This is a genomic window from Pseudomonas sp. PDM32 (assembly GCF_019219225.1).
GTDB lineage: Bacteria > Pseudomonadota > Gammaproteobacteria > Pseudomonadales > Pseudomonadaceae > Aquipseudomonas > Aquipseudomonas laurylsulfatiphila.
Window position 1 is genome coordinate 139087 of the sequence record NZ_JAHUWE010000005.1, and the last position, 23747, is coordinate 162833.

A 23747-nucleotide genomic window follows, 5' to 3' on the forward strand; every position below is an offset into this window, starting at 1 on the left:
TTGCATATTGCATTTTTAAATGCAATTGTATTTGAGATTGATCATTGCATTTTTAAATGCGCGCACAAGGGAGCTTCTATGGTTATCTCACTCATGCTTACCCCCGAGCTCGCTGCCTGGGCACAAAAGCAGCCCGACGTATCGGCAACGATTCTAGCTTTGTTGCAAGCGCACGTGAAAAGTACGGATACTCCTGCAGATCGTGCCGCCGTCGTCTTAAAAGAAAACGTCCTGAAATTGCCCGAGGACATGGAGTTCGAGATACCTCAAATCATCGGCCAAGAGGTCTGGCAAACCCTTGATCGCTCCAGCCGGGTGACTTTTGGTAAGCAGGTAAAACGTGATGCGGCGGATTTCGGATTGGAGTTCATCCGCACCACGGCTTCCCGTCATGCGGTGTACAAAAAAATGGTCCTTGAAGGCTGAAGACTCAACCTGCAGGCAACTTCGAGTAGCACAATTAAAGTGCTTGGAACGCTAGATATGGGGGCTCTATGAAGACTTGGGGAATGCGTAGCAATTTCGACTACCAGGGCACAGTACTGACCGGTACTACTATCACCTATGGCAAAAATAGAAAGATGTATGTCAGTGCCGGGCAGTATGCGGCACTGAGAAAGACATTCCTTAACCGTGTGGTGCCTATTGGTGCATCTCGGACAAACGCCGATGCTGACAGTATTGGTGCTTGGCTTCAGGCGAATATCACCCCGGTGTCGATCGCTTCTTATGTGGGGCCAATTTTGCTTGAGGGTTATGCGGAACGGGTCGGCAACTCGCATATCCGCATTGTGCATTAACGCGCGTAGGTTTAGCTTGTTAGAGCCAAGCCTCGCAGAGGGTTTATACCTATTTGAGACCCCTCCTGGATGGCTGAAACTGACAAGCTTCCAGTAGCGGCTTTAAAAAGGCCTGACTTTGCACCGTTACTGGAGTTCAAAATGCCGGGGTTGCACACTGAAACGGCAGTGCACATCGAGCACGGAACGGCGGGTTCGCCGCTGGGAGCTTGAAGTCGTCCTGGAGGAAATGCAGAACAGGCTGAGCAACGCGCCGGACATGATGCGAGTCCGCAAACGTACGGTTGAGCATCCCTTCGGGACACTCAAACAATGGATGGGGCGCCACGCATTTCCTGACCCTAAAGCTGAACGGAGTAAGTGCGGAGATGAGCTTGAATGTATTTGCCTACAACTTGAAACGGGTCATGAAAATCATCGGTACCCATAACTTGATGAAGGCGCTAACGGCCTAAAAACCGGCGTGTTTTTACGTCTCCCGATGATCTGGCGCGTTGCTGGGGCGGTTTAGCTCATCAGGAAGGGACATCGTGCCTTGATCAGGCTACGGAGCCGGACAGCCACACAGTCTTGAAAATCAAAACGGGATCTAGAGTTTTTACACAATCTGGGCCGATTGCTGCCTGTTGTGATCGCATTGGGATTTTCGGTTTCGGACGTAGTGACGTCTTGAACAGACGAACCACTGTCCAGTTCAGGCGGAGAAGCAAGTCCCGCCAGCCAGTCTTCGGTCTGATGCAGTTGTCCGATGACGGCAAAAACTGCCGACCACAAACCCCAACTATCGCTCGAAGCTATTTGCGTTAGATATTGCCCGGCAATGAAAATATTTCTGAAGTCAGCTCGTCAACAATCATGTTCCGCAACCAGCGAATAGCATGATCCGTGTTGGACCGGCGGTGCCAAAATAATCGAATCGTCCGCAAGGGAAGGACCATTGGAGCGTCGATAATCTGTAGGTCCCAATGCGCTGTAAAAACGTCCGCGAGTTGGCCGGGTACTACGGATATGAACTCCCCCGTTTCAAGCATCATGGGCGCGTGGAGAAAGCTGGGAATTTCCATGGTGTTGGCAGACGTATGTCCGTGCTCGGCTAGCTCTTGACTGATGACTTCATGAACGCGTGACGGCGATTTGACGACCAGCTGTGGCGCTTGTGCGAATTGCGCCAGCGTCATTTTTTCATGGCAGTAAGTACTTCCCTTGGCTGCCAGGCATACGTAGTGGCGTTCATAAAGCCGTCGTTGAAACACTGTCGATCTGTGGCATTCAAAGGGACCCAGCGCTAGATCAGCTCCTCCTCGCTCAAGCGCATCTTCAACGACCTCTGTCGACAATGTCGTGAGTTTGAGTTGAATGTTGGGCGCCTCCGTACGCACACGTTTGGTGATGCGTGCGCCCAGTACGAAACATCCCACCTCCGAAAGACCCAGGATAATGCTCCGCGTGGACTCTGCAGGGTTGAAGCTTTCGCTGCTCATCAACTCATCACGAACCTGATCAAGCACGAGCGACACCGTCGCTTTGAGCTCCAGTGCTCGTGCTGTGGGGCGCATGCCTCGGCCCGTGCGCACTAGAAGATCATCCCCCAGCAGCACCCGAAGGCGGCCTAGCGCGGCACTGACCGCTGATTGGCTCATTTCCAGCTCATCCGCCGCACGCGAAACGTTTTGGTGGATCAGCAAGGCTTCCAGTATGGGAAGAAGGTTGAGGTCGAATTTCCTGATATCTACCATGTCGATTTCGCTTATCCGTTATACGCGCTGGATCAATACTCACACGCTCTGTAGATTTCGGTCAATGCAGTGGGGCGGTCTTTGGGCAAGGCCGAGTCTGGGGCTCAAACAACAACAAGCTCCGCTGTCACCGCTCACATTATTTGAAGGTTCAGTTCATGGAACTCAAGATCGACACCCATCACCACATAGTCCCGCCTGATTACGCAAAGTGGTTGGGCTCGCGCGGGATAACAGCGGGTGGTTTGCCTATTCCAGTGTGGTCAGCCGAGGGCAGTTTGGATCTTATGGAGTCACAGGGAACCTCTTGTTCGATTCTTTCGGTGTCCACGCCGGGTGTTCACCTGGGGAATGATCAAGAGGCTCGCGCGCAAGCTCGGGAATTGAATGAGTACGCTGCCAGTGTCACCAAAACCTACCCTGGGAAATTCGGGTTTTTCGCGACGTTGACTCTGCCGGATGTTGAAGGTGCGATTGCTGAAGCGGCCTATGCGTTCGATAACCTGGGCGCCGACGGCGTCATCCTGCTGGCTAACGTAGGCGGCCGCTACCTGGGCGAGGCCGCATTCGAGCCGTTGATGGAAGAGTTGAATCGTCGGAGCAGTGTGGTGTTCATCCATCCCAGTGAACTGCCATGCAAGCCGGTAGAAGGCATTCCGCCCTATGTGGCCGACTTCCTCCTGGATACAACCCGTGCGGCAATCAATATCGCTAAGGCTGGCTGGCTAGAGCGATATCCAAACATTTCGTTCGTGCTGTCTCACGGCGGAGGCTTTCTCCCGTTCGCTGCCCAGCGAATCGCTCGGGCGGTATCGGATGGCGGCCCGGATGACGTGGGAATCGAGCGGCTCAGAAGGTTCTATTTCGACACCGCGCTGGCCAGCAGCCCCTTTGCCCTTGCGGCCTTATTGGAGTTTGCAAAGCCGGAACGAATTTTCTTCGGCAGTGACTGGCCGTATGCGCCGAAGGCCAGGTCCATGAACTTCTTGAGACTCCTTGAAAACTACGCCATGGACGATGCGACGCGTCGCCGTATTTACCGTGAAAACGCCGCGCAGTTGTTCAAGAAAAGAGCCGGCTAAAGTCCCGTCAGAATTCGCCTCATGCGGTAGCCAGCTCTCGGGCTGTAGCGGTCGCCAAGAACAAAAATTAGGAGAAGTAGCGTGACATTAGAAATTGACGTGAAGAACCCGCGCACAGGCAGCGTTGACTATCGCATTGCTCGCTTGTCAGAGCCGGATTTCGACACGGTTTGCGAGGAGCTGCGCAGCGGGCAAAAGACATGGTCGAAAGCCGGACTGGAAGCGCGAGTGAAGGTGCTTCTTCAATGGGCCGGTGCAATCGAGGCCAATGCAAACCTCATCGGCGCTGCCGAAGCGCTGGATACTGGGCGGCAGCGGTTATCTCACGAAGTCCCGCACATGGTGGCGGGTTCAATCCGTGACTGGTGTGCAAAAGCGCCGCAGATCTTCGAGTCCGCGCAGCGTTCTGGCGCGTCAGTGATCAACGCTAATGTCGTGTTCGAAACCCAACTGGTGCCCTACGGCTTGGTTGGGTTTATTACGCCGTGGAACCACCCCTTTCTTCTGTCAATGATCGACGCTATCCCGGCGTTGCTTGCCGGCTGCGCAGCCGTTATCAAACCCAGCGAAATCGCGCCCAGGTTTATCGAGCCGGTCATGGACACGGTGCGTCAGTTGCCTGAGCTGGCCGCAGTTCTGAGGTACGTGGCTGGTGACAGCGCCACAGGACAGGCACTGATTCAGCGGGTCGATGCCGTGTGCTTCACCGGCAGCATCAAGACTGGTCGTTTGGTGGCGGAAGCATGTGCACGACGGCTCATACCGGCGTTTCTCGAGTTGGGTGGCAAAGACCCCGCAATCGTCACCGAGCATGCGGATCTAGAGCGTGCGGCTACTTCGGTTCTTCGCGGGTCGGTATTCGCCATGGGTCAGATCTGTTTTTCGGTTGAGCGGGTGTATGTCCATGAGTCCGTTTACGACGATTTCGTTGCTTTGTTGGCGGGCAAGTCGCAAGCGCTGGAGCTTGCGTACCCAGACCCTGCGCATGGGGATTTGGGCCCGTTTATTCTCGCCAGCCAAGCAGCGATCGTCGATTCCCATATCGATGATGCTGTATCGCAGGGCGCGAAAATCGTGACCGGTGGCAAAAGCGAAAACCTGGGCGGCGGTCACTACATGCGAGCGACGGTTATCTCTGACGTAACGCACGACATGAAGTTGATGACCGAGGAGACATTCGGGCCGGTTACTCCCGTTATGAAGTACCGCACGGAAGATGAAGCGGTCGCGCTGGCCAACGACTCAGTCTATGGCCTGTCTGCAGCAGTCTTTGCCGGTAGCGAAGAGGAGGCCATGCGTATCGGCCAGCAAATCGACGCTGGCGCTGTGGCCCTGCAGGATGCGGCCATCACGATTTACATCCTTCGCGACGCGGAAAAAATGTCTTTCAAATCTTCTGGAATTGGCGGGTCTCGCATGGGCCCCAACGCACTGCTGCGTTTTGTCCTTCGCAAAGCTTTGGTGACCAACCGGGGCGGGGTCGCCGACCTGCGCGATCTTGCCGAGCATCGGCGCTGAAAGTTGTAGTCGAGTCCGTATCTGGCTGTTGCAGCCTCTACTTATCAGGTGATTAACGTGGTCGCTTATATTCAACATGTTGGCAGGATCCGATTTGGCTTTGGCGCGTTGGCCGAGCTGGCTAGCGAGCTTCAATTGCTGAGTATCTCTCGGCCATTACTCATGCTGGACGACGGCGTATGCAAAGCCGGTCTGCAGGTAAAAGTGTTTGAAAGCCTACCGCTGGGTGAGCAAACCCCAACGTTTAGTGATTGCCCGAGCCATCCCTCTGAGGACGCGGTGCTTTCGGCATTGCGTGTTTACCAAGACGAGAATTGCGATGGCCTGATTGCCCTGGGCGGCGGTGCGGTTATCGACCTGGCCAAGGGCGTCGCGTTGATGGCGACCCACGAGGGCAAGTTGGCTGACTATGCAGTGGGGAGCGCGCGAGGGGCACAGATTGGTCCTTTTGTCGCGCCGCTGCTTTGCATCCCCACCACTGCCGGCACCGGTAGCGAGGTGGGACGCGGCGCGGGGATCGCAATAGGCTCTGGTGGCGAAAAAGCGATCTTTATGAGCGTAAACCTGGTGCCAAAGGTCGCGCTCTATGACCCGGATCTCACCCTTACGCTTCCCGCGCGGCTGACTGCCGCGACCGGTATTGATGCGCTGGGTCATGCAATCGAAGGGTATCTCTCACCGGCGGTGAACCCGCCAGTCGATGCCATTGCACTGGACGCTATAGAAAGGCTGTGCCGCAACCTGGGCACAGCTGTGGCCAACCCTTCAGATCGCGAAGCTCGTTCGCAGGTGTTGATGGGCGCTATGGAGGGGGGCATGTGCATGTGGAAAGGGTTGGGCTGGGCTCATGCGCTTTCCATTCCTCTGGACACGTTCAATTTGCACCACGGCACGTTGATCGGCTTGCTTCTCCCTGAAACCCTCAAGTGGGCTCGGACGGTTGTCCCGGAAAAGTTCGAGCGCCTTGATCGTGTCCTGGGAGGACGCTGCGAGGACATCGTTTCGGCGCTCGTATCGGAGATCGGTTTGCCTCGTACGTTGAGTTCATTGGGCGTGCCCTTCGACGCGTTGCCCGAAGTCGCCGAGGCAGCCACTAAAAGTGTCTTTAACCGGACTGCACCGTTACCCGCCGAAGCACCTTACTTCCTGGACCTTTTGCACAAGGTCTACTGAACACACTGCTTTTGAATCGTACAGGCCTGAATGGCTGCCGCCGTAAGGCGAGCAGTCGTTCAGAGGAGCTCATAATAAAAATGCCTGATCAAATCAAACACGGCCCGAACAAACACGACAACAGCGAAGACTGGCGCTCGGCGATGTTCGCCACGCCCGACGTCGACTTACGCGCCTCGCCAGACGGTAGCCTCTACCTCACTTCACGCCGCATTTTGAGTGCGCGCGTACGCACGGTCGTCGACTGGCTGGAGCAGTGGGCGCATGACACGCCAGCCGCTGTATTTATTTCCGAGGTGATGTCGAGCGGACAGCGTCAGGGCCTGTCGTACGCCAAAGCGTGGCATGACTCAGGGCGACTTGGCGCGGGGCTGCTTGCAATAGGGCTGAAGCCCGGAGATCGGCTTGCTGTATTTGCACCTAACGGTATCCGCCATATGCGCATCGCACTGGGTGCGTTGCGTGCTGGAATTATCTATGTGCCCATTGCAGCCCAGTATGCCGCGCTGGGTGGGGACAAGGAGAAGCTTGCCAGTGTGCTAGAGAAGCTTAAGCCAGCAGCCGTTTACTGCGACAGCTTTGCCGATGCCCCTTTGGCGGCGAGGGCGGCACGGCTGGTAATCGAGGGCGATGCCGGTTTGGCGCAGCTGTTCGAAGCTGCCGATGGTGTCGACGATCCAGACATCGCCTGGCTTGACCCGTCTGCGCCAGCAAAATTGTTGCTCACCTCAGGCTCCACTGGCCAGCCCAAGCCGGTTCCCTATAGCCACGCCATGATGACGGACAATCTTCTGGCAACCCTGGACGTCTGGCCATTTGTGCTCCGCCGCAAGCCCGTTTTAGTGGACTGGCTGCCTTGGAATCACGCGTTTGGCGGCAATAACAATGTCCACCTTGTCCTGTCGCAGGGCGGCACTCTGCATATTGATGAGTCCAGGGGCAAGCCGGAGCGTTTCGACCTCCATGTGCAGAACCTTCGCAGGTTACAGCCCACCTTTCACGGCGCTGTGCCGTCGGGTTGGGCAGCCTTGTTACCGGTGATGGAGGCTGATGACGAGTTTCGCCAGGCGTTCTTCGGCAATCTCGATGCAATGTTCTCTGCCGGTGCGGCAATGGCGCCGGACATTTTCACGCGCTTGTGCCGCAACTCAGCAGCCGTGCGCGGTTTACCGGTGCCCATTCTGACCGGATGGGGTGCGACCGAAACAGGCCCCGGCGCCACGCTTGTACATGCGCCAAATGCTGAGCCCGGCTGGATTGGAACGCCCTTGCCGGGCGCCGAGATTCGCCTAAGCCCCAGTGGGGATAAGTTTGAGCTGAGTGTGCGCGGGCCAAGCGTCATGCGCGGTTATTGGGGCGCTAGCGCCAGCGCAGCAGTCGATGAAGAAGGTTTTTATCGGACGGGCGATGCAGGTCGTTTGGTTGACCCCGAACGCCCAGAGCTCGGTCTGCGTTTCGAGGGTCGGCTAGCTGAAGACTTCAAGCTTGAAAACGGGAGCTGGGTGAATGCCAGCGGCCTTCGGCATGAGCTGCTTAGGCGCGCCGATGGCGCCTTGCACGATGTGGTGATCCTGGGTGCCGATCAAGCGTACATCGCCGCGCTGTGCTGGGCGGCTCGCCCCATTGCGCTGGACGACCTGTTCGCTCAGCACAATGCCGAACACTCCAGTCCCACCAAGCGCATCGAGCGTTTCGCCACCCTTTCCCCAGCGCCCTCGGCATCTGAACTGACACCCAAAGGGGAGGTGGATCGAAACGCGTTGCGTAAAAACCGACCATTTGAAATTGAGGCGTTATTCAACGTCAGGGGGCAAGCATGATCGAGTTTGATCAAGGTAAGGACCTCGCCGAATACGTAGGCATGGAGCTAGGTGTCAGCGATTGGGTGCTCGTGGATCGGGAGTTGATCGCCAGCTTCGGGCGGACTACCGGTGATACCCATTGGGTTCACATGGATGAGGAGCGCGCTCGACGCGAAACGCCTTTTGGCGGGGTGATTGCGCATGGCTTTTTGGTGTTGTCGCTGGTGACTGGGCTTTCTACACAGTGTTTCCGGGTGAAGAGGGCAGAGCGCTGGCTTAACTACGGGCTGGACCGAGTCCGGTTTCCCGCGACCGTCGCCGCCAATACCCGCGTACGTTTACGACTGACACTGGTTGATATCGGTCAGCAGGCTGGCGGTATGCGTTTGCAGCTTGGCTGCGTCATTGAAATTGAAGGTGGCACGCGCCCGGCAGCGGTGTGTGATTGGCTCTGCGTTGTGTTCGATGGAGATGAAAAATGAGTGCGCAGAAGTTTGAAAGTGTAGGCCAGGAGAACAGCTTTCTGGGCCACGTGGGCGGGATCGAGCGGGCGATCTGCGAAGGTGTTGTTGAAACCAGACTGCGAATACAGCCCCATCATCTCAACCCCAATGGAACGGCGCATGGCGGCGTTTTGCTAACCCTTATGGACATTACGCTGGGCATGACGGTCGAGGCATTTCTGAAGTGCGATAACGGCCGGCACCCCGTCACCATTCAGTTGAACAGCAACATGATTGGGCCGGCGCATGCGGGCGCGACCGTCATCGGACGGGCCAATGTCGATGGCAGCACCAGGACCATGAGTTGGGTTAGCGCAAGCCTGGTTTCAGACGGCATCACCTTAATGACCGCCACCGCTGTATTCCGTAATCCCCCATCTGCCGAACGCGCTGCTTAAACCAGCGCTTCGAGTCGAGCCCAATTACAACAACGCGCTGCCCATGAGCACCGCACCTAGCGAAAAAATAAGGAGATTAAGGTGACTACCTTAGCGAGCATTCAGCCCCGTACAGCGGGCAAATTTACGATTGGATTGTGTTTCTTAGTGGCGTTGCTGGAGGGGCTGGATCTTCAATCGATCGGCGTCGCGGCGCCTCGTATGGCGCGCGAGTTTCACCTGGCCCCAGGCGAGCTTGGCTGGGTTTTTGGTATTAACGCGTTAGGGCTATTGCCGGGTTCCGCGATTGGTGGATGGCTTGCTGACCGCATTGGCCGCAAGAATATGTTGATGCTTGCGGTGGCCTGGTTCGGTATCTTTTCCATCTTGACCACTCAGGTCTGGGACCTGGATAGCCTTCTGGTTGCACGTTTTTTGACAGGTCTAGGTCTGGGGGGCGCGATGCCTACCCTCATTGCCTTGTGTTCGGAAACCACACCGCCGGAAAGGCGCGGTACTGTGGTGGGTGCGATGTACTGCGGCCTGCCGTTCGGTGCTGTGTTCGCTTCGGTTATCGGTATTGTCAGCAATGCTGAAGATGCGTGGCGGCACATCTTTTACCTGGGCGGAATCGGCCCCTTGCTCACGCTGCCCTTGTTGGCACTGTTCCTGAAAGAGTCCAATCAGTACATCAGCGCCAGTGAGAAAGGTGGCGTCCAAGCGTCGGGGGCTGTCGTCGATGCGCTATGGAAAGGCGGTCGCGCTAGCACAACGCTCGCCCTATGGCTTAGCTACCTGTGCACGCTCATTGTTCTCTATTTCCTGATCAACTGGTTGCCTACTCTGGTGCTCTCTCGCGGGCTGACGCCGCTGCAGGCCAGCAGCGTTCAAATCATGTTTAACATCGGTGCGGGTATAGGTGCCATTTCCATTGCCGCTCTGTTCGATCGCTCAAACAAACGGGTGGTGGTTATCGCCACATACATCGGCGTAGTGATCGCGCTTCTGGCGCTGGCTGCTGCCACAAATGGTGTGGCGATGGCTGCGGGTGGCCTGCTTGCCGGTTTGTTTCTGACCGGCGCGCAGTCGGTGTTGTACGCGCTCGCCGGCACGGCTTATCCAGTGGCCGTGCGCGGTACAGGAATTGGCGCGGCGGGGGCGGTGGGGCGGCTTGGCTCTGTGATCGGGCCATTGCTGGCGGGCATCCTCTTAGGGCAGGGGCAGAGCGGGGTAATGCTCGTGGCATTCAGTGTTGTGCTGATCGTTTTTGCGGCTGCCGGCCTTCTGAGGGCCAGCCGCAATATCTTCTCGTAACCGCGCTTCGGTTATCGCTTCCACATTTATCCTGTCACCGCGGTGACCACTCCCAATAACCCGCCACGAGCTTCTCGTGGCGGGTTCATTTTTTCCCGATGGAAATCCTCAGCGCTTGGGTCTTATGATCCTTCCCTTCCAACGTATACCGTCGCTTACTTCCCACAAGTAGTTAACCGTTGTTCAGATGGGTTTTCACCTTGGCGAAACAAACGTTCAGCAGATGAATGAGTTCGTCGGTAGCACGACTGGACGACCAGCGCAGAGCACATTCGGCACTACGCTTGCGCACTCCAGATAATGCTGGCTGGCCCCCTTGCTACCACGGTCTCTAAGGCCTGGGCACGCATGCGACTGTTCATGTTTGCGCGGCCTTGCGAACGTTTAGCAATAGGCTGAGCGGCAGACAGCCGAGTGAACCGGAGTGCGACTACGCGATCTCTTTCGCTGTAGGTAGGAAAAAATTGTCGCAAAAAAGCCCGCAGCCATTGAGGCGCGGGCTTTTGCGTAGTCTTGGCTGAGGCGCAGGTTGCAGTCTGCGCCTCTATCCTGCGGCGCTTACCAAAGTTTTAGAGGGTAATCGAGGTAGAACCGGGTTTCAGTGAAGTCACGGGAGAAGTCGTTGTTATAGGTGGCCTGGCGAAGGCGAACATTCAGCCCTTTAAACGTGCCGGACTGGACCAGGTAGTTCAGCTCGACGTCACGTTCGTTCTCTTTGGAAGCAGCCGGGTTGTTCGCCAATTCGATATCTCTACCCCGTAGATACCGCAATGTTGCCCCGAGGCCGGGGACACCATAGCTTGTAAAGTCGACGTCGTAGCGAAGTTGCGTGCTGCGTTCTTTTGGATTGACGAAGTCCGCTGCCTGAGCGCCTTCGGAGTTGACGTTGACGTCTGTCCCCGCGATGTAGGGCATTGCCGAGGACCCATTCAACTGCATATATCCCAGGCCAATCGAGTGCGCGCGCCATTTGTAGGTAAACATGGTGCTCAGCGTGCGGTTGTCTACAGTGCCTGCTTTGGAGGCGCCATCCCCTGTGCTGTCGAAGAAGCGTATATCGCTTTTAAGCTTGCCTTCGCCCAGCGGCATTGTGTGCAGCAATGCCACGTATTGCTGACGATACAAGTTGTCTAGCTCGGCGTAGTAGTAGGTGCCGGTGAGATGGTCATTAAAGGCGTAGTCAGCGCCGGCAAAACTAAACGAATCGGACAGTCCGCTGGGGTTGAATCGCCCGTTGAGGCTACTGACGCCCATGCGTTCTTCGTCGGTTGAGTTGCGCAAAATAATACGGTCGACGTTGCCCGCGTGCAGGGTGAGGCCGGGGATTTCCTGTGAGCGCAGGTAACCGCCTCGGAAGGTCGGAGGAAAGAGCCGTGTGGTAGTAATGGCCAATATCACGGGGAGTAACGGTTGGAATGTACCCACCTGCAGGTCGGTTGAGGAATATCGGACTTTGGCGGCTACTCCCAATTTGCTGTACTCGTCGGCCGGCTCCCGGGTCACCGCATCAAAAGGCAATAGACCTGTTCCGCTTCGGCCTGCGCTGGAGTCCAGTTTGATACCGCCCATTGCCAATACATCAAGGCCAAAGCCGACGGGGCCTTGGGTGTAACCCGAGTTCATGCGCAGGATAAAACCTTGCGCCCACTCCCTGGCCTCAGACGGGCCCGTCCCATTGGCATAGTCCCGGTCGAAATAATAGTTGCGCGAAAGCAAGGTGGCTGAGCTGTCGCTCAGCAGGTCGGCCGTCGCAGGTAGACATACGCCGACGGCGAGCACGCCGACGAGACGGCGATCAATGCGTTTCATAGCTGTTGTACTCCGGTGTTTTGTTTTTATTATTGGAATGCCGTGCGCAGACGCACGGGTGTAGCAAGGCCCCCTGGCGAGGGCCGTGAAGTGATTACCTGTTGAAAATGAAGGGGCGGTTCGCAGCAGGGATGTCCACCGCTGCTGGGTCAAAACGTCTCGTCGGTCGCTAGCGTTTGAGCAGGTCCAGCGCCACATCGACGATCATGTCTTCTTGGCCGCCGACCATCCGTCGTTTGCCCAGCTCGACCAGGATGTCGAGTGTTTTCAGGCCGTACCGGGCGGCGGCGATTTCGGCGTGGCGCAGGAAGCTTGAGTAAACGCCGGCGTAACCGAGTGCCAGCGTTTCGCGGTCTACACGCACGGGCCTGTCCTGCAGCGGACGGACGATGTCATCGGCGGCATCCAACAAGGTGTACAGGTCAGTGCCGTGGTTCCAGCCCAGGCGCTCAGCGGCGGCAATAAACACTTCAAGTGGAGCATTGCCCGCTCCCGCGCCCATGCCTGCAAGGCTGGCATCGATGCGGTCGCAGCCTTCTTCAACGGCGGTGATGGAATTGGCCACGCCTAGCGACAGGTTGTGATGGGCATGCATACCTGTTTCGGTGCTCGGATCTAGCACCGCCTTGAATGCACGGAACCGGTCGCGTACGTCCTGCATGCTCATCGCGCCGCCGGAGTCGGCCATGTACACACAGGTCGCCCCGTAGCTTTCCATCAGCTTGGCCTGCGCGGCCAACTGCTCGGCGGGGATCATGTGACTCATCATCAGAAAACCGACGGTGTCCATCCCCAGCTCGCGGGCATATTCGATATGTTGTTTCGATACGTCTGCTTCAGTGCAATGCGTGGCGATCCGTACTACACGCGCACCCGCACCGTAGGCGGCCTTCAGGTCAGGCACCGTACCGATTCCCGGCAGGAGCAGCGTAGCGATTTTGGCTCGACTGATGACATCGAACGCCGCTTCAATCCATTCCAGATCGGTGTGCGCGGCGAAGCCATAGTTGAAGCTGGAGCCTTGGAGCCCGTCGCCGTGTGCGACTTCGATTGAGTCGACGCCGGCTTTATCCAACGCGCGGGCGATGTCCTGAACATTCTGAATGGAGTACTGGTGACGTATTGCGTGGCTGCCGTCGCGCAGAGTGACGTCACTGATGTAAAGCTTGTTGGCAGTTTTGAATGTCATAGCCGTCTCCTCAGGCACTGAGCATCGACAGCGCCATGCGCTCGGCTGTGGCCAAGGCTGCGGATGTCATGATGTCGAGGTTGCCGGCATAGGCCGGTAGATAGTGGGCAGCGCCTTCGACCTCGAGGAAGATTGAGGTTTTCAAGCCGCTAAACGTCCCCAGGCCGGGAATTCGCAAAGGCGCGCTGGCTGGGATGAGTTCGAACTGCACGTTCTGTTTAAGCCGATACCCAGGCACGTATGCGATTACGGCAGCGGCCATTTCTTCAATAGATGCTTGGACGTGCGCCTGGTCGGCGAGGGCGGACAGCACAAATACTGTGTCTCGCATCATCAAGGGCGGTTCAGCCGGGTTCATCACGATGATGGCTTTACCCTTGGTGGCCCCACCGATCACTTCGATCGCTTTGGAGGTGGTTTCGGTGAACTCGTCGATGTTGGCGCGAGTGCCAGGCCCTGCCGATTTGCTGGCGATGGAGGCGACGATCTCGGCGTAATGCACCTTGGTGATACGCGACACGGCTGCAACCATTGGAATGGTTGCCTGCCCGCCACACGTGACCATGTTGACGTTGAGTTGCTCGAGGTTCTGCTCCAGATTCACCACCGGCACGCAGTAGGGACCAATGGCCGCAGGTGTCAGGTCGATCAAACGAATGCCAGGTTTTACTGCGCGCAGAAACGCATCATTCTTCACGTGCGCGCCAGCCGAGGTGGCATCAAAGACAAAATCGATGTGTTGGAAAACGTCCATTTTGGACAGCCCCTCAACCCCTTCATGGGTGACTTGCACTCCCATACGTTGCGCTCGGGCCAGACCGTCGGATGCCGGGTCGATGCCGACCATCACTGCCATTTCCAAGTGCTTTGCGTTGCGCAAAATCTTGATCATCAGGTCGGTACCGATATTCCCGGAACCCACTACGGCGACTTTTAGTTTTTTCATGGTTGTTGCCTCACTTGTGCGCTGGCCACGGATCTCTCGGCACTAAAATTCACGCTGACTCGGCCTACGCCGTCGATCTCAGCCTCGAATCGGTCACCCCCAGCCACCGCCACCATGGGCCCCAATGCGCCGGTTAAGATGATGTCCCCGGCGCGCAGCGGATCGCCCAGACGAGCGAGGGTCCGCGCCAGCCACGCAGCTGCATTCAATGGGTGGCCGAGGCATTCGGCTCCACTGCCGCTGGACACCAGCTCACCGTTGCAGGTCATGCGCATGCTGGCTTGACGCAGGTCTAGCCCGTCTAGGCGCCGGGCCGGGCCGCCCAGTACAAACGCGCCGCTCGATGCGTTGTCTGCCACGGTGTCGACGAAGCGAATGTTCCAGTCTTGGATGCGGCTGCCGACTATTTCGAGTGCTGGCATAACCCAACCAACGGCAACTGCTACATCAGCAAACGTGGTGTCTGCAAAGGGCAGATCACGCTCCAGAACCAAGGCGATCTCGGCTTCTATTTTTGGCTGCAGGACGCGGCTGGCAGGCACGGTCTCGTTATCGCCGTAGCACATGGTCGCGAATAAGGTGCCGAAGTCCGGCTGATCCACCCCCAGTTGCTGCTGTACTTTTGGGTTGGTCAGGCCAATCTTGCGACCCACAACACGGCCGCCATTGGCGACAACGTGAGCCACGTTGAGGCGCTGAATGGCGTAAGCCGCATCGGCATTGTCTTCGCCGATCTGTTCGCGCAGCGGCGCAATCGCTTGGCGGTGAGCGTTCGCGTTACGCAGGTCAGCAGCGAGTTGATCGAGTTTTTCTTGAGCAGGCTGCATGTCGGCCTCGATCATCAGTGGGTCAGGAAGTCCAACACCAGGCGGTTGTACGTATCGGCGTGTTCCCACTGAGCCCAGTGGCCGCAACGGTTGAACACATGCAATTGGGCATCCGGTAGGCCGGCCAGCAGGCGCAGGCCGGTGTCCATGGGCACGAACCGATCTTCACGGCCCCAGACGATCAGGGTTTTGGCTTTGATCTCGTGCAGGCGGTGGCTGACATCGGGGAATTGTTTGGGGTTCAGCGTGCTGCTTTTGACGAAGTTTTCCAGGTGTTCCTTACGGGCAAGAATGTTGTCCAAGCGCGTCTGGAACAACTCTTCAGTCATGCTGCTGGCGTCAAAGACGAAGACGGTCATCATCTTCTTCAGGTTCTCAATCGTGGGGTCGCGATACAGCGCGCCGATCAACTTGATGCCCTCGGTGGGCTGCGCCACAAAGGCACTGTTGCCGCCTGTACCGCCGCCCATCAGCACCAATTTGCCAATGCGTTCGGGGTAGTCGAGCGCGAATGCCACCGTGGTGTGGGCGCCCATCGAGTTGCCTACGATGTGCACCTGGTCGAGGTCTAGCGCATCAAGTAAACCCTTGAGCGCTTGTGCGTTGAGATGCGAGCGCGAGCCTTCGCTGACGATTGGATCGCTTTTGCTCCAGCCTGGGCAGTCCATCAGAATGACGCGGTAACCGGCATTCACCAGCGGCTCAATGTTGCGGTTGAAGTTGGCCCACCCGCTTGCGCCAGGCCCGGAGCCATGGAGCATCACTACGGTTTCAGTGCCTTGGCCTATGTCGTTGTAATGCAGTTGCAAGTCCAGCTTGCCCTCACGGATACGTACCAGGTGGCTGGTGGAGGACTCAGTAAATGCGGCGGAAGTCATAGGGGTTCCTTGTATTCAGAAGTGACTGTTCACGGGGTGGGCGCCAAGACCGGCGAAACCGGCAATCCATTCAGGAATAGGGCGGTAGTAGCGCCCCTCGCACTCGTAGGGACCGAAGGATGATAGCGCGGCGAAGGCGCAGACCCACGTCTTGACCTCGTGAGTGGACTTGCCGGCCAGGGCCGACAGCTCATCGTTGCCCAGGGCATCGAGATTGCTCAGGCACCCTTGCTCCAGGGTGTCGAGAAACTGCTGATCCCACGTCGGATTGAGGGGGTGCAGACAGTTCTGGTCTTCAATGAAATGGTGGGCGGCCTGAATGACGCGTTTCTGGCGTGCATCACGCTCATCAGCCGACAGATTTCGGCCACTGCCCATCAAGCGGTCGGCCATGGTCGCGTCCACATGGGCCAACTCGGGCACTGGCGGTTGGTGAGACAAACCGCCGGAGGCAAGAAACAGCACCCGTTTATTCAGAGTGCGTGCCCACTGTCCGAGGGCTTCGCCAAGCAAGCGGGCACGCTTAAAGCCGGGCAGGGGGACTGCAACTGAGTTAATGAAAACTGGAATGACCGGGCAGCCTTGCAACCCGCCCAGCAGCGACTCCAGGGGTTGGGCGAACGCGTGGTCAACCTGCATGCGGTAAGACACTGCGATGTCGATACCGGCATCGAGCAACGCACCAGCGCAGTTCTCGGCTAAAGCTTTGGGGACGTCCAGCGGTCCGGCAGGCGTACCAAAATCACCAATTGAATGGGCGGCTACGCCTATACAAAACGCCGGCATAACGTCGTAGAAAAAGCCGTTGTAATGGTCGGGCCCCAACAACACGATCAGTTCTGGATCGAAACGCGCAATTCGGGCGCGGGCCTCGCTGATCATGTCCTCGACTTCCGCGAGCACCTCGGGTGCCGGATCGACGTAACCCACCAGTGGCGTGTGCGACAGGCACTGCAGATACACACTCATATCAGGCCACCTTGCTGGCAGCAGGCGCTGCAGTGCGTTGTGGTAATGCGTGTAGCGCCAACGCCAGCTTGTCACAGGTTTGACCAAGCGTTTGCGGGATAGCCAAACCGGCAACGAAGCGATCAGGGCGCAGTACTGCAATGGAGGATGAGCCGCGTGCGAACCACTCTTTCAGGCGCCCGGTGGTATCGCCAACGCGAATGACATCGTCGCCACCGCTGCGGGCTGCCTTGAGCTGGACGTCGGGTATGACCTGGATGAACCGCGCGCCCAGGGCTTGCCACTGTTGGAGTTGCGCGGCATTCAGCCCCCATGTCGGGTCGCAGCCCCACGCGATGATGGCGAACCCGTTGCCGATGACGTCATCAAGCAAGGCGGTTTCACCTTCTTCTGTGAGCACCTTAGGCTGTATGAACATCTTGCCCACTGGCGAAGCCTTATCCGTTGATACGACCAATGCCCCCTGCGTGTATTGCGGCATGGGCTTAAAGCGCATTTCCAGGAAGTAGCGCTTGATAGGGGGGAGGTAGTTGAGTAACCACGAAACCCCGTCGCGCAACGTGCCCTGCCAGTGTCTCGGTGGGGCCAACACGTGCCCGGCAAGCACAGAAAGATCGATCATCGCTTTCGCGTGGTCGCGACGTTCTAGTTGGTAGGTATCCAGCAGGTGGTCGGCCGCCAGCTCCTTGACCACCAGCGACAGCTTCCATGCCAGGTTGGACGCGTCGCGCATGCCGCTGTTGTAACCCTGTCCTTGCCACACTGGCATGATGTGCGCGGCGTCACCGGCCAGCAGTAGCCGGCCTTGCCGAAACTGCCCAGCCAGCCGTGCGTTGTGGGTGTATACCCGGCTGCGGATCAGCTCTATGTCGTCGGGGTTGGGCAGCACTTTGCCCAGCAATTTGCGCAGGCTTTCGGGCTTAGTCAGTTCTGCTTCGGTCTCGCCAGGCATGACCATAAATTCGAAGCGCCGAACGCCATGAGGCAGCGCTGCAGAAACATAGGGCCGCATAGGGTCGCAGCACATATATAAATGTGGCGTACCGAGCGGATCGTTAGCGAGGTCCAAAACGATCCACTGATTGGGTGCAGTCTTTCCTTCAAAGCTGATATCGAGCGTGCGGCGAACTAAACTGTTGCCGCCATCGCACGCCACCACGTAACGGGCTCGCAAGATATCTTCATGGCCACTCTGGTCTTTCAGGCGCAGGGTCACGGCGGCTTCGTTTTGCTCAAAATCCTGAAGTTCAAGACCAAAGAGCACCTTGACGTTGTTGTAACGCTGCAGCCCTTCAAACAACACGCGGTCGGCCAACGGTTGGATGAACGCGTTGCGCCGCGACCAGCCAAACTCGTCGGTCTTGGGCTGGATATCGGCAAAACAGCGACCCCTAGGCGTCATGAAACGCATGGCGTGTGACGGCGTTGTATGCGGCAGTACTGCCTGCGCCAGACCCACCGCCTGGAAAGTGCGCAGGCTTTCGTCGTCCAGGCCAATGGCGCGGGGGTAGTCGATTAGGGTGTCGAGCTTTTCCACCACCGTGACATTCACACCACATTGGCCAAGATAGTTGGCGATCATCAGGCCGACGGGACCGGCGCCGATGATGGCAACGTCAGTGGTGTGCTCAGGCGGGTAAGCAGATGACGTGGAACTCATGTGTATCTCCGTACTGCACTTTTTGAATTTCTTGTGCGGCGGAGTATGGAAATCACCTGGGTGGTGAACAACGGGAACAGTTGTTAGTGTGCACTAGGTGCACAAGGCTGATTTTCAAGGCAAGGAAAGGACGATGAGCGAAACGCAATACAAGTCGGTGCGCGGGCTAACGCGCGGCCTGGCGTTAATTAACGCGTTAAACCGCTTCGACGGAGGGGCCAGCATCGCCCAGCTGGCCGAGCAGATCGGGCTGCATCGCACCACGGTGCGTCGGTTGCTGGAGACGCTCCAAGCCGAAGGGTATGTGCGCCGCAGTGAGTCAGACGACAGTTATTGTTTAAGTCTGAAAGTGCGTGAACTGAGCGAGGGATATCGCGACGACCAGTGGATTTCTTCTCTCGCTGCGCCGTTGCTCGGGGGGTTGCTGCAAGAAGTTGTCTGGCCGACAGATCTATGCACGTTGGATGTCGATGCCATGGTCATACGGGAGACCACGCACCGTTTTAGTCGTCTGTCCTTTCACCGGTCGATGGTGGGCCGACGTTTGCCCTTGCTCAGCACGGCGACCGGACGGGCGTACTTTGCATTTTGTCCGCCCGCCGAACGCGAAGAGCTGATTGAGTTGATGATTAGCCGTGACGATGAACAGTCAGTGCTAGCTGCAGACCGGCGTTTCGTAGATCGCCTTGTGAAGCACACGCTTGCTAAAGGCTATGGGGAAAACCGATCTCATTGGTCTGAAGAGCGCAAAATTGCTGCCATTGCAATTCCGGTCGTTCATGAGGAGAGGGTGATGGGCTGCCTGAACCTTGTGTACATCGCCAAGGCGATGCCAATTGAGGAAGCCGCTCGCCGGTACCTGCCAGCTATGCGCCATGTTGTGCAGCTGATTCAGGCAGGGATGACGTGACACCAGCAAGCGCGAACGGGGTAGGTCGGTAACTTTTCACCATCGCTCACACGCCGCCTCTAGTCTGGAGCCCGCGAGAGCTCGTTGACCACGGCATCGAAGAGAAGTCTGCTGGTCATTTCGACATCCTTGCGCGACGTGCTGGGCGGCCAGCGAGAGCGGGCCCTGTGACGCGGCCCACACTGCGCGCGCCGCCACATCGACCGGCTGATTAAAGCGCCCCGTATCGACTAAGCGCTGCACTCTGGCCTTCATTAGCGCGTATCCCTCGGCAGCCAAGTCTGGGTTGACGACCACATGTTGCGCGAACAGCGCATAAAGCAAGGGGCGCTTCAGCGCGAACTCCATGGCGACATCCCAACCGAAGCGCAGTTGCTCCACCAGGTCGGCGGTGTCGGCCGGTGAGCGTTTGTGTTTCATAAAATCAGCCATTGCACGCCGCACGAGTGCCAACTCTAGCCCGACCTTGTCGCCGAAGTGGTGGTAAAGCGTTGGCGCCTTTGCCCATCAGGTTACGAGGGCGCATCAGGACGCTCAGCAGCACCTCGAGCAGAATGATGATCAGAGCAACGCCGATTATGGTCGCCGCTATCGCAGAGTTCCGGAGCTCACTGAGCATTGAGTACGCCTTCCTTTATCTCGGGCTACACCCACATACCAGTTCCCTGAAGGCAGGCCATTTACCCGCGCAAAGGTCAGAACTTGCGCATGGCCACCAAGCGTGTTTTCGCTGATTTTTTGCGACAGCTTGGGCGTGTCAGTTGGATAGACTTCGGCCAGTGTTTTCATCACCAGTGATGTGTCCGGGTGCACCAAGATATGCTCACTCTCATCGACCAAAAACGCACATCCGTCGCCCTGAAAATGTATCGAACTGATCATTTTCACGAGCGTTGCCAAGCTCAGATCGCCGCCCGCAACTCCACGCTGTCCGGTGAGGCTCCTGACCGGTGTTGCAATGGTGATGAACAGCCCTTTAGTGACGGAATCACGGTAGGGTTCAGTAAGCGTCATCTTGCCAGCGCTGACTGCTTCGTTGTACCAAGGGCGAGTGCGTGGATCGTAGCCGGCAGGCATTTCATTGGGGGGCTGCATGATAAAAGTGCCGTCACCCTGACCCACATAGACGTTCATGAATGTGGCAAACAGGTTTTTTGCTTGAGTGCGAGGTTCTGCGCATCTGCGGCTGGCAAAGTTGCTAAACTTTCTGCCATGCTTTCGACAAGTAGGATTCGCCCTGACAGCCAGCTCTGAATATTACCTGTAGTACCTTCTCCCATTTCGGTCAAGCTTTCTTTGAGCTGACTACTGGCCTATCACTGCCTGTTTCTACCGGCAGAAATGAACAGCACTCTGCCGTTCATGGTTACTAAGCGTGCTGGTCAAATCCGATGCACTGGTTGATCAGGTCGAATGCAAGCGCCTGGTCAAGTGCAATGCAAACGAGTGGTGATCATGTAGAGTGCAATTTCGTAAGGTGCTACATTTACCGTTTAACGCATCGATACTACTTTGAGGCCTCTGGTTCCTTGAATGGCCGAAACCGACAAGTTGCCAGTAGCGGCATGTTGGATGTGTTCGCTCCACCAGATCATCATCGGGCGTCTTCTCTCAATGTAATCCGCACGATTGTAGGCGCTGCGCACCTCATCTTTGTCCACGTGGGCGAGTGCGACCTCGATCAGCTCTGGGTCCCACCCCTGCTCGTTCAGGATGGTGCTCGCCATTGAGCGCATGCCATGACTCACCAATCGACCTTCAAAGCCCATACGTTTCAAGGCCATGTTTGCCGTCTGGCTGTTGCAGTGATCTCGAGGGTCCCTGTCGGCCGGGAACACGTATTCTCTGTGGCCACTGTAGGGTTTGATCGTCTCCAACAGCGCAAGTGCGTGTTCGGTCAGCGGTATGACGTGAGCGCGGCGCTTTTTCATACGCTCCGCTGGGATCGTCCAGGTTTTCTTGTCTAGATCGATGTCAGCCCAAGAGGTCGTGGCGGCCTCAGCGGGGCGGGTCATGGTATGGAGCTGCCATTCGATCAAGCAGCGCGTTGTTCTTTTAATACTTGCATTGGCGATGGCGATCATCAGTTCTGGCAGCTCTTCAGGACGAAGGGCTGCCATATTCTGCTTTTTCGGTTTCTTGAAAACAGCCCGGATGCCGCTGAGCGGATTGGCGAAGATCATTCCCGAGTTCACGCCGTAGGTCATGATCTCGTTGAGTCGTTGTGTCAGTCGCTTCACTGTCTCCAGACTGCCCTTCGTTTCCAAAGGGCGCAGCAGCTCGATGACCCTTGGGGCATTGATCTGCGAGATAGGTGTTGCTCCCAGCGATGGAAAAACATGCAGCGTGAGCGAGCGCCAGATGTCCTCGGCATAAGCCGTGGTCACAGAATCCTTTTTCAGTTCAAACCAGGCAGACGCCACGTTCTCGAACGTATGCTCGGTTGCCTGCCTTTTTGTCTGCTCCAACTCGCTACGTTGTTCTTTAGGGTCGATGCCTTGGGCTAGAAGCTCTCTGGCTTCGACCGTCTTCTTCCTGGCTTGCGCGAGTGAGAGTTCTGGGTAGGTGCCGAGTCCCATGTTGATGCGGTTTTTGGTGATCGGCTGCCGGTAGTTGAAGTTCCAGAGCGTAGAGCCATTGACCCTCACGCGCAGCTGTAAGCCGTCTCCATCGCTGAGGACATAGTCTTTGTCTTTCGGCTTTACCGCTTTGAGCTGGCGGTCAGAGAGGCGGGTGGCTTGGGCGCACATGAGGTGTTCCATGATATCAATTGGTATTCCAAAAATTACCACTGAAGGGCTTGGAATACCATCTGGAATACCCGATGTCGCGGATTGTGGCGGACGTCCATGGACGCCAATGGACCCTAAAGACTTGATTTTGCTGGAATTCAGGCACAAAAAAAGACGCCCTTGGACGTCTTTAGATGTAAAAGTGGTGGAGCCGGGGGGATTTGAACCCCCGTCCGCCAGTACTCCGCTGTCGGTACTACATGCGTAGCCGTGTCTATTAAGTTAACCCTCAGCGACCCGACGGGCAGGGTGCTTTGGGCGAGTTGTGTAAGTTTTAGCCGCTTCGTCCACAACGTACTGCACGGCGATTCTGTTCTATATGACAATCACTTTGGGTTTACAGACATCCCCTGATGATTGCTGGACCCGAAGGTACCAGGAGGGAAGGGCTAAGGCTGCTTACGCAGCGAGAGCGTATTCCCCGTAGGTTTCGTCATTGGCAACTATAGGAAGTTGCAACAGTGGATTTACGAGTTCTGTTACCAACTCGGCATGCACCTAAAGTTTCGCAACCGGCGTCGAATCCTAAACGGCCCCGAGCCTGGTGCTCTGTGAATCAAGTGAGCAACAAGCCTGCACAGTGTACGTCAACACGACTCAGAAGGCCAACCCGAAGGTAGGCCACCACACATCATGGGTTTGGCTGGTTGCTCTGTTTGTCAGCGAGTGCCAATGCCTGGGTGGCTTCGGTGACGCATTTTGTGTCGTCTCCGGAGGCTTGTGAGGCTTCGGCGCTGGACATCAGTCTCTTGATCTCCATGGCGGTGCTTCCGGAGGTCGCCGGCAGCGCGTTCACTTTGCCTTTGAGCTCTTGCAGCTTGCTCGTACACAGGTTGTTGTCCGCAGCAAATGCAGGGGAGGCCAGCATTGCAGCGGAAATGAACAGACCAGCGAGTGTGGTGCGCTTCATGGATATCACCTTGAACGGATGGGGCCTACCTCAAAGACTACGATTCAACACAAGAATTCGGTTTTTTCAGACAGCGTGCCAAGCTTTTCCCTCGATGCGGGCGGTTACACATTCCCAGACCCCGGATGCAAAAAAACCCGCCGTTGGCGGGTTTTGTTTTGCTTCGTATCGGATTACTTCCCGCCTTTTTTCGCGTCGGTGAGGGCCTTGATGACGTCGTTGGTCTCGGCGATGCAATCATCAGTGCCCTGCTTGGTGCCTTTTGCATGGTCGGCTTCGGCTTGCTCGACGGAGGCTTTTACCTGGTCAACCATTTCCGGAGGAATCTGTGCCTTTGCGTTTTCGATGGTTTGCAGATTGACCGCGCACTGATCTTTTTCTGCGGCAAACGAGGGGGAGGCGAGCATAGAGGCAGTAATAAACAAACCTAACAGCACAGAACGATTCATGTGTATCTCCTTGAGCTGAAGGGCCAGGCATTGCTGGCCATCAAATCGAGCTACCGAGTGTTGGGAGAGTCCCGCATTGGCGGGACTTGATCAGTGGACTGCG

23 protein-coding genes, 1 other RNA gene and 1 pseudogene are annotated in these 23747 nt (G+C 57.0%); 11 read left to right on the top strand and 14 right to left on the bottom strand.

Going from position 1 to position 23747, the window contains the following annotated elements; genetic code table 11:
- Positions 1-78: 78 nt before the first annotated feature.
- The 3 genes and pseudogenes from KW846_RS11265 to KW846_RS11275 form a co-directional block, all read left to right on the top strand.
- The gene (locus KW846_RS11265; RefSeq protein ID WP_218482297.1) at positions 79-426 is read left to right on the top strand and encodes a DUF1413 domain-containing protein; all 348 of its coding nucleotides are present in this window, start codon (positions 79-81) and stop codon (positions 424-426) included.
- An 83-nt stretch (positions 427-509) separates the two neighbouring features.
- On the top strand, positions 510-800 hold the full coding sequence (locus tag KW846_RS11270; protein WP_218482298.1) for a hypothetical protein: 291 nt from the start codon (positions 510-512) through the stop codon (positions 798-800).
- 106 nt (positions 801-906) lie between these two features.
- A pseudogene (locus KW846_RS11275) lies at positions 907-1255 on the top strand (transposase); the annotation flags it as partial.
- Between the two features lie 348 nt (positions 1256-1603).
- Here the strand turns inward: KW846_RS11275 and KW846_RS11280 are convergent.
- Positions 1604-2536 carry a LysR family transcriptional regulator gene (locus KW846_RS11280; RefSeq protein WP_218482299.1) on the bottom strand — a complete coding sequence of 311 codons (933 nt, stop codon included), beginning with the start codon at positions 2534-2536 and terminating at the stop codon, positions 1604-1606.
- A gap of 158 nt (positions 2537-2694) precedes the next feature.
- On the opposite strand from KW846_RS11280, the gene KW846_RS11285 reads away from it, so the two are divergent.
- The 7 genes from KW846_RS11285 (at position 2695) to mhpT (ending at position 10305) form a co-directional block, all read left to right on the top strand.
- Positions 2695-3618 carry an amidohydrolase family protein gene (locus KW846_RS11285; protein ID WP_218482300.1) on the top strand — a complete coding sequence of 308 codons (924 nt, stop codon included), beginning with the start codon at positions 2695-2697 and terminating at the stop codon, positions 3616-3618.
- Positions 3619-3699: 81 nt separating this feature from the next.
- A complete protein-coding gene (locus KW846_RS11290) occupies positions 3700-5136 on the top strand; it encodes an aldehyde dehydrogenase family protein (RefSeq protein WP_218482301.1) in 1437 nt (478 codons plus the stop codon).
- A 57-nt stretch (positions 5137-5193) separates the two neighbouring features.
- Positions 5194-6309, top strand: coding sequence for an iron-containing alcohol dehydrogenase (locus KW846_RS11295; RefSeq protein WP_177132492.1), 1116 nt, complete (start codon positions 5194-5196; stop codon positions 6307-6309).
- 80 nt (positions 6310-6389) lie between these two features.
- A complete protein-coding gene (locus KW846_RS11300; RefSeq protein ID WP_218482302.1) occupies positions 6390-8129 on the top strand; it encodes an AMP-binding protein in 1740 nt (579 codons plus the stop codon).
- Positions 8126-8593 carry a MaoC family dehydratase gene (locus tag KW846_RS11305; RefSeq protein WP_177132495.1) on the top strand — a complete coding sequence of 156 codons (468 nt, stop codon included), beginning with the start codon at positions 8126-8128 and terminating at the stop codon, positions 8591-8593. The genes KW846_RS11300 and KW846_RS11305 overlap by 4 nt, the downstream gene beginning before the upstream one ends.
- Entirely contained in the window at positions 8590-9012 is a 423-nt protein-coding gene (locus KW846_RS11310; RefSeq protein WP_177132496.1) for a PaaI family thioesterase, read from the top strand. Before KW846_RS11305 ends, KW846_RS11310 begins: the two co-directional genes overlap by 4 nt.
- 81 nt (positions 9013-9093) lie before the next feature.
- Positions 9094-10305, top strand: a complete 1212-nt coding sequence (gene mhpT, locus KW846_RS11315) for a 3-(3-hydroxy-phenyl)propionate transporter MhpT (protein ID WP_371321742.1) — start codon at positions 9094-9096, stop codon at positions 10303-10305.
- A gap of 558 nt (positions 10306-10863) precedes the next feature.
- Here mhpT and KW846_RS11320 read toward each other — a convergent pair.
- The 7 genes from KW846_RS11320 to KW846_RS11350 form a co-directional block, all read right to left on the bottom strand.
- Positions 10864-12114: an OprD family porin gene (locus KW846_RS11320; RefSeq protein ID WP_177132501.1), complete on the bottom strand. Its 1251-nt coding sequence runs from the start codon at positions 12112-12114 to the stop codon at positions 10864-10866.
- Positions 12115-12283: 169 nt separating this feature from the next.
- Positions 12284-13303 carry a 4-hydroxy-2-oxovalerate aldolase gene (dmpG, locus tag KW846_RS11325; protein WP_218482303.1) on the bottom strand — a complete coding sequence of 340 codons (1020 nt, stop codon included), beginning with the start codon at positions 13301-13303 and terminating at the stop codon, positions 12284-12286.
- A 10-nt stretch (positions 13304-13313) separates the two neighbouring features.
- Positions 13314-14249, bottom strand: a complete 936-nt coding sequence (locus KW846_RS11330) for an acetaldehyde dehydrogenase (acetylating) (RefSeq protein ID WP_177132505.1) — start codon at positions 14247-14249, stop codon at positions 13314-13316.
- Positions 14246-15076: a 2-keto-4-pentenoate hydratase gene (gene mhpD, locus KW846_RS11335; RefSeq protein WP_218482506.1), complete on the bottom strand. Its 831-nt coding sequence runs from the start codon at positions 15074-15076 to the stop codon at positions 14246-14248. The genes KW846_RS11330 and mhpD overlap by 4 nt, the downstream gene beginning before the upstream one ends.
- Positions 15077-15090: 14 nt before the next feature.
- A complete protein-coding gene (locus tag KW846_RS11340; protein WP_177132507.1) occupies positions 15091-15954 on the bottom strand; it encodes an alpha/beta fold hydrolase in 864 nt (287 codons plus the stop codon).
- A 15-nt stretch (positions 15955-15969) separates the two neighbouring features.
- The gene (locus tag KW846_RS11345; protein WP_218482304.1) at positions 15970-16923 is read right to left on the bottom strand and encodes a 3-carboxyethylcatechol 2,3-dioxygenase; all 954 of its coding nucleotides are present in this window, start codon (positions 16921-16923) and stop codon (positions 15970-15972) included.
- 1 nt (position 16924) lies between these two features.
- Positions 16925-18583 carry a bifunctional 3-(3-hydroxy-phenyl)propionate/3-hydroxycinnamic acid hydroxylase gene (locus KW846_RS11350; RefSeq protein WP_218482305.1) on the bottom strand — a complete coding sequence of 553 codons (1659 nt, stop codon included), beginning with the start codon at positions 18581-18583 and terminating at the stop codon, positions 16925-16927.
- Between the two features lie 133 nt (positions 18584-18716).
- On the opposite strand from KW846_RS11350, the gene KW846_RS11355 reads away from it, so the two are divergent.
- Entirely contained in the window at positions 18717-19493 is a 777-nt protein-coding gene (locus KW846_RS11355) for a DNA-binding transcriptional regulator (RefSeq protein WP_218482306.1), read from the top strand.
- A 36-nt stretch (positions 19494-19529) separates the two neighbouring features.
- Here KW846_RS11355 and KW846_RS11360 read toward each other — a convergent pair whose 3' ends face one another.
- The 6 genes from KW846_RS11360 to KW846_RS11385 form a co-directional block, all read right to left on the bottom strand.
- Positions 19530-19913, bottom strand: a complete 384-nt coding sequence (locus KW846_RS11360; RefSeq protein WP_218482307.1) for a hypothetical protein — start codon at positions 19911-19913, stop codon at positions 19530-19532.
- A gap of 168 nt (positions 19914-20081) precedes the next feature.
- The gene (locus KW846_RS30020; protein WP_256356690.1) at positions 20082-20627 is read right to left on the bottom strand and encodes a cache domain-containing protein; all 546 of its coding nucleotides are present in this window, start codon (positions 20625-20627) and stop codon (positions 20082-20084) included.
- A 359-nt stretch (positions 20628-20986) separates the two neighbouring features.
- Positions 20987-22243: an integrase domain-containing protein gene (locus KW846_RS11370; protein ID WP_218482308.1), complete on the bottom strand. Its 1257-nt coding sequence runs from the start codon at positions 22241-22243 to the stop codon at positions 20987-20989.
- A gap of 185 nt (positions 22244-22428) precedes the next feature.
- Positions 22429-22822, bottom strand: a transfer-messenger RNA (tmRNA) gene (gene ssrA / locus KW846_RS11375).
- Between the two features lie 94 nt (positions 22823-22916).
- On the bottom strand, positions 22917-23195 hold the full coding sequence (locus KW846_RS11380) for a hypothetical protein (protein WP_007973162.1): 279 nt from the start codon (positions 23193-23195) through the stop codon (positions 22917-22919).
- Positions 23196-23368: 173 nt separating this feature from the next.
- Positions 23369-23644, bottom strand: coding sequence for a hypothetical protein (locus KW846_RS11385; protein ID WP_007973159.1), 276 nt, complete (start codon positions 23642-23644; stop codon positions 23369-23371).
- Positions 23645-23747 lie beyond the last annotated feature (103 nt).

Excerpts from the sequence above, each read along its gene's own strand:
- KW846_RS11265 (WP_218482297.1), top strand. The coding sequence starts at position 79 with ATGGTTATCTCACTCATGCTTACCCCCGAGCTCGCTGCCTGGGCACAA.
- KW846_RS11270 (WP_218482298.1), top strand. The coding sequence starts at position 510 with ATGCGTAGCAATTTCGACTACCAGGGCACAGTACTGACCGGTACTACT.
- KW846_RS11280 (WP_218482299.1), bottom strand. The coding sequence starts at position 2,536 with ATGGTAGATATCAGGAAATTCGACCTCAACCTTCTTCCCATACTGGAA.
- KW846_RS11285 (WP_218482300.1), top strand. The coding sequence starts at position 2,695 with ATGGAACTCAAGATCGACACCCATCACCACATAGTCCCGCCTGATTAC.
- KW846_RS11300 (WP_218482302.1), top strand. The coding sequence starts at position 6,390 with ATGCCTGATCAAATCAAACACGGCCCGAACAAACACGACAACAGCGAA.
- KW846_RS11305 (WP_177132495.1), top strand. The coding sequence starts at position 8,126 with ATGATCGAGTTTGATCAAGGTAAGGACCTCGCCGAATACGTAGGCATG.
- KW846_RS11310 (WP_177132496.1), top strand. The coding sequence starts at position 8,590 with ATGAGTGCGCAGAAGTTTGAAAGTGTAGGCCAGGAGAACAGCTTTCTG.
- KW846_RS11320 (WP_177132501.1), bottom strand. The coding sequence starts at position 12,114 with ATGAAACGCATTGATCGCCGTCTCGTCGGCGTGCTCGCCGTCGGCGTA.
- dmpG (WP_218482303.1), bottom strand. The coding sequence starts at position 13,303 with ATGACATTCAAAACTGCCAACAAGCTTTACATCAGTGACGTCACTCTG.
- KW846_RS11330 (WP_177132505.1), bottom strand. The coding sequence starts at position 14,249 with ATGAAAAAACTAAAAGTCGCCGTAGTGGGTTCCGGGAATATCGGTACC.
- mhpD (WP_218482506.1), bottom strand. The coding sequence starts at position 15,076 with ATGCAGCCTGCTCAAGAAAAACTCGATCAACTCGCTGCTGACCTGCGT.
- KW846_RS11340 (WP_177132507.1), bottom strand. The coding sequence starts at position 15,954 with ATGACTTCCGCCGCATTTACTGAGTCCTCCACCAGCCACCTGGTACGT.
- KW846_RS11345 (WP_218482304.1), bottom strand. The coding sequence starts at position 16,923 with ATGAGTGTGTATCTGCAGTGCCTGTCGCACACGCCACTGGTGGGTTAC.
- KW846_RS11350 (WP_218482305.1), bottom strand. The coding sequence starts at position 18,583 with ATGAGTTCCACGTCATCTGCTTACCCGCCTGAGCACACCACTGACGTT.
- KW846_RS11355 (WP_218482306.1), top strand. The coding sequence starts at position 18,717 with ATGAGCGAAACGCAATACAAGTCGGTGCGCGGGCTAACGCGCGGCCTG.
- KW846_RS11360 (WP_218482307.1), bottom strand. The coding sequence starts at position 19,913 with ATGAAACACAAACGCTCACCGGCCGACACCGCCGACCTGGTGGAGCAA.
- KW846_RS30020 (WP_256356690.1), bottom strand. The coding sequence starts at position 20,627 with ATGAACGTCTATGTGGGTCAGGGTGACGGCACTTTTATCATGCAGCCC.
- KW846_RS11370 (WP_218482308.1), bottom strand. The coding sequence starts at position 22,243 with ATGTGCGCCCAAGCCACCCGCCTCTCTGACCGCCAGCTCAAAGCGGTA.
- KW846_RS11380 (WP_007973162.1), bottom strand. The coding sequence starts at position 23,195 with ATGAAGCGCACCACACTCGCTGGTCTGTTCATTTCCGCTGCAATGCTG.
- KW846_RS11385 (WP_007973159.1), bottom strand. The coding sequence starts at position 23,644 with ATGAATCGTTCTGTGCTGTTAGGTTTGTTTATTACTGCCTCTATGCTC.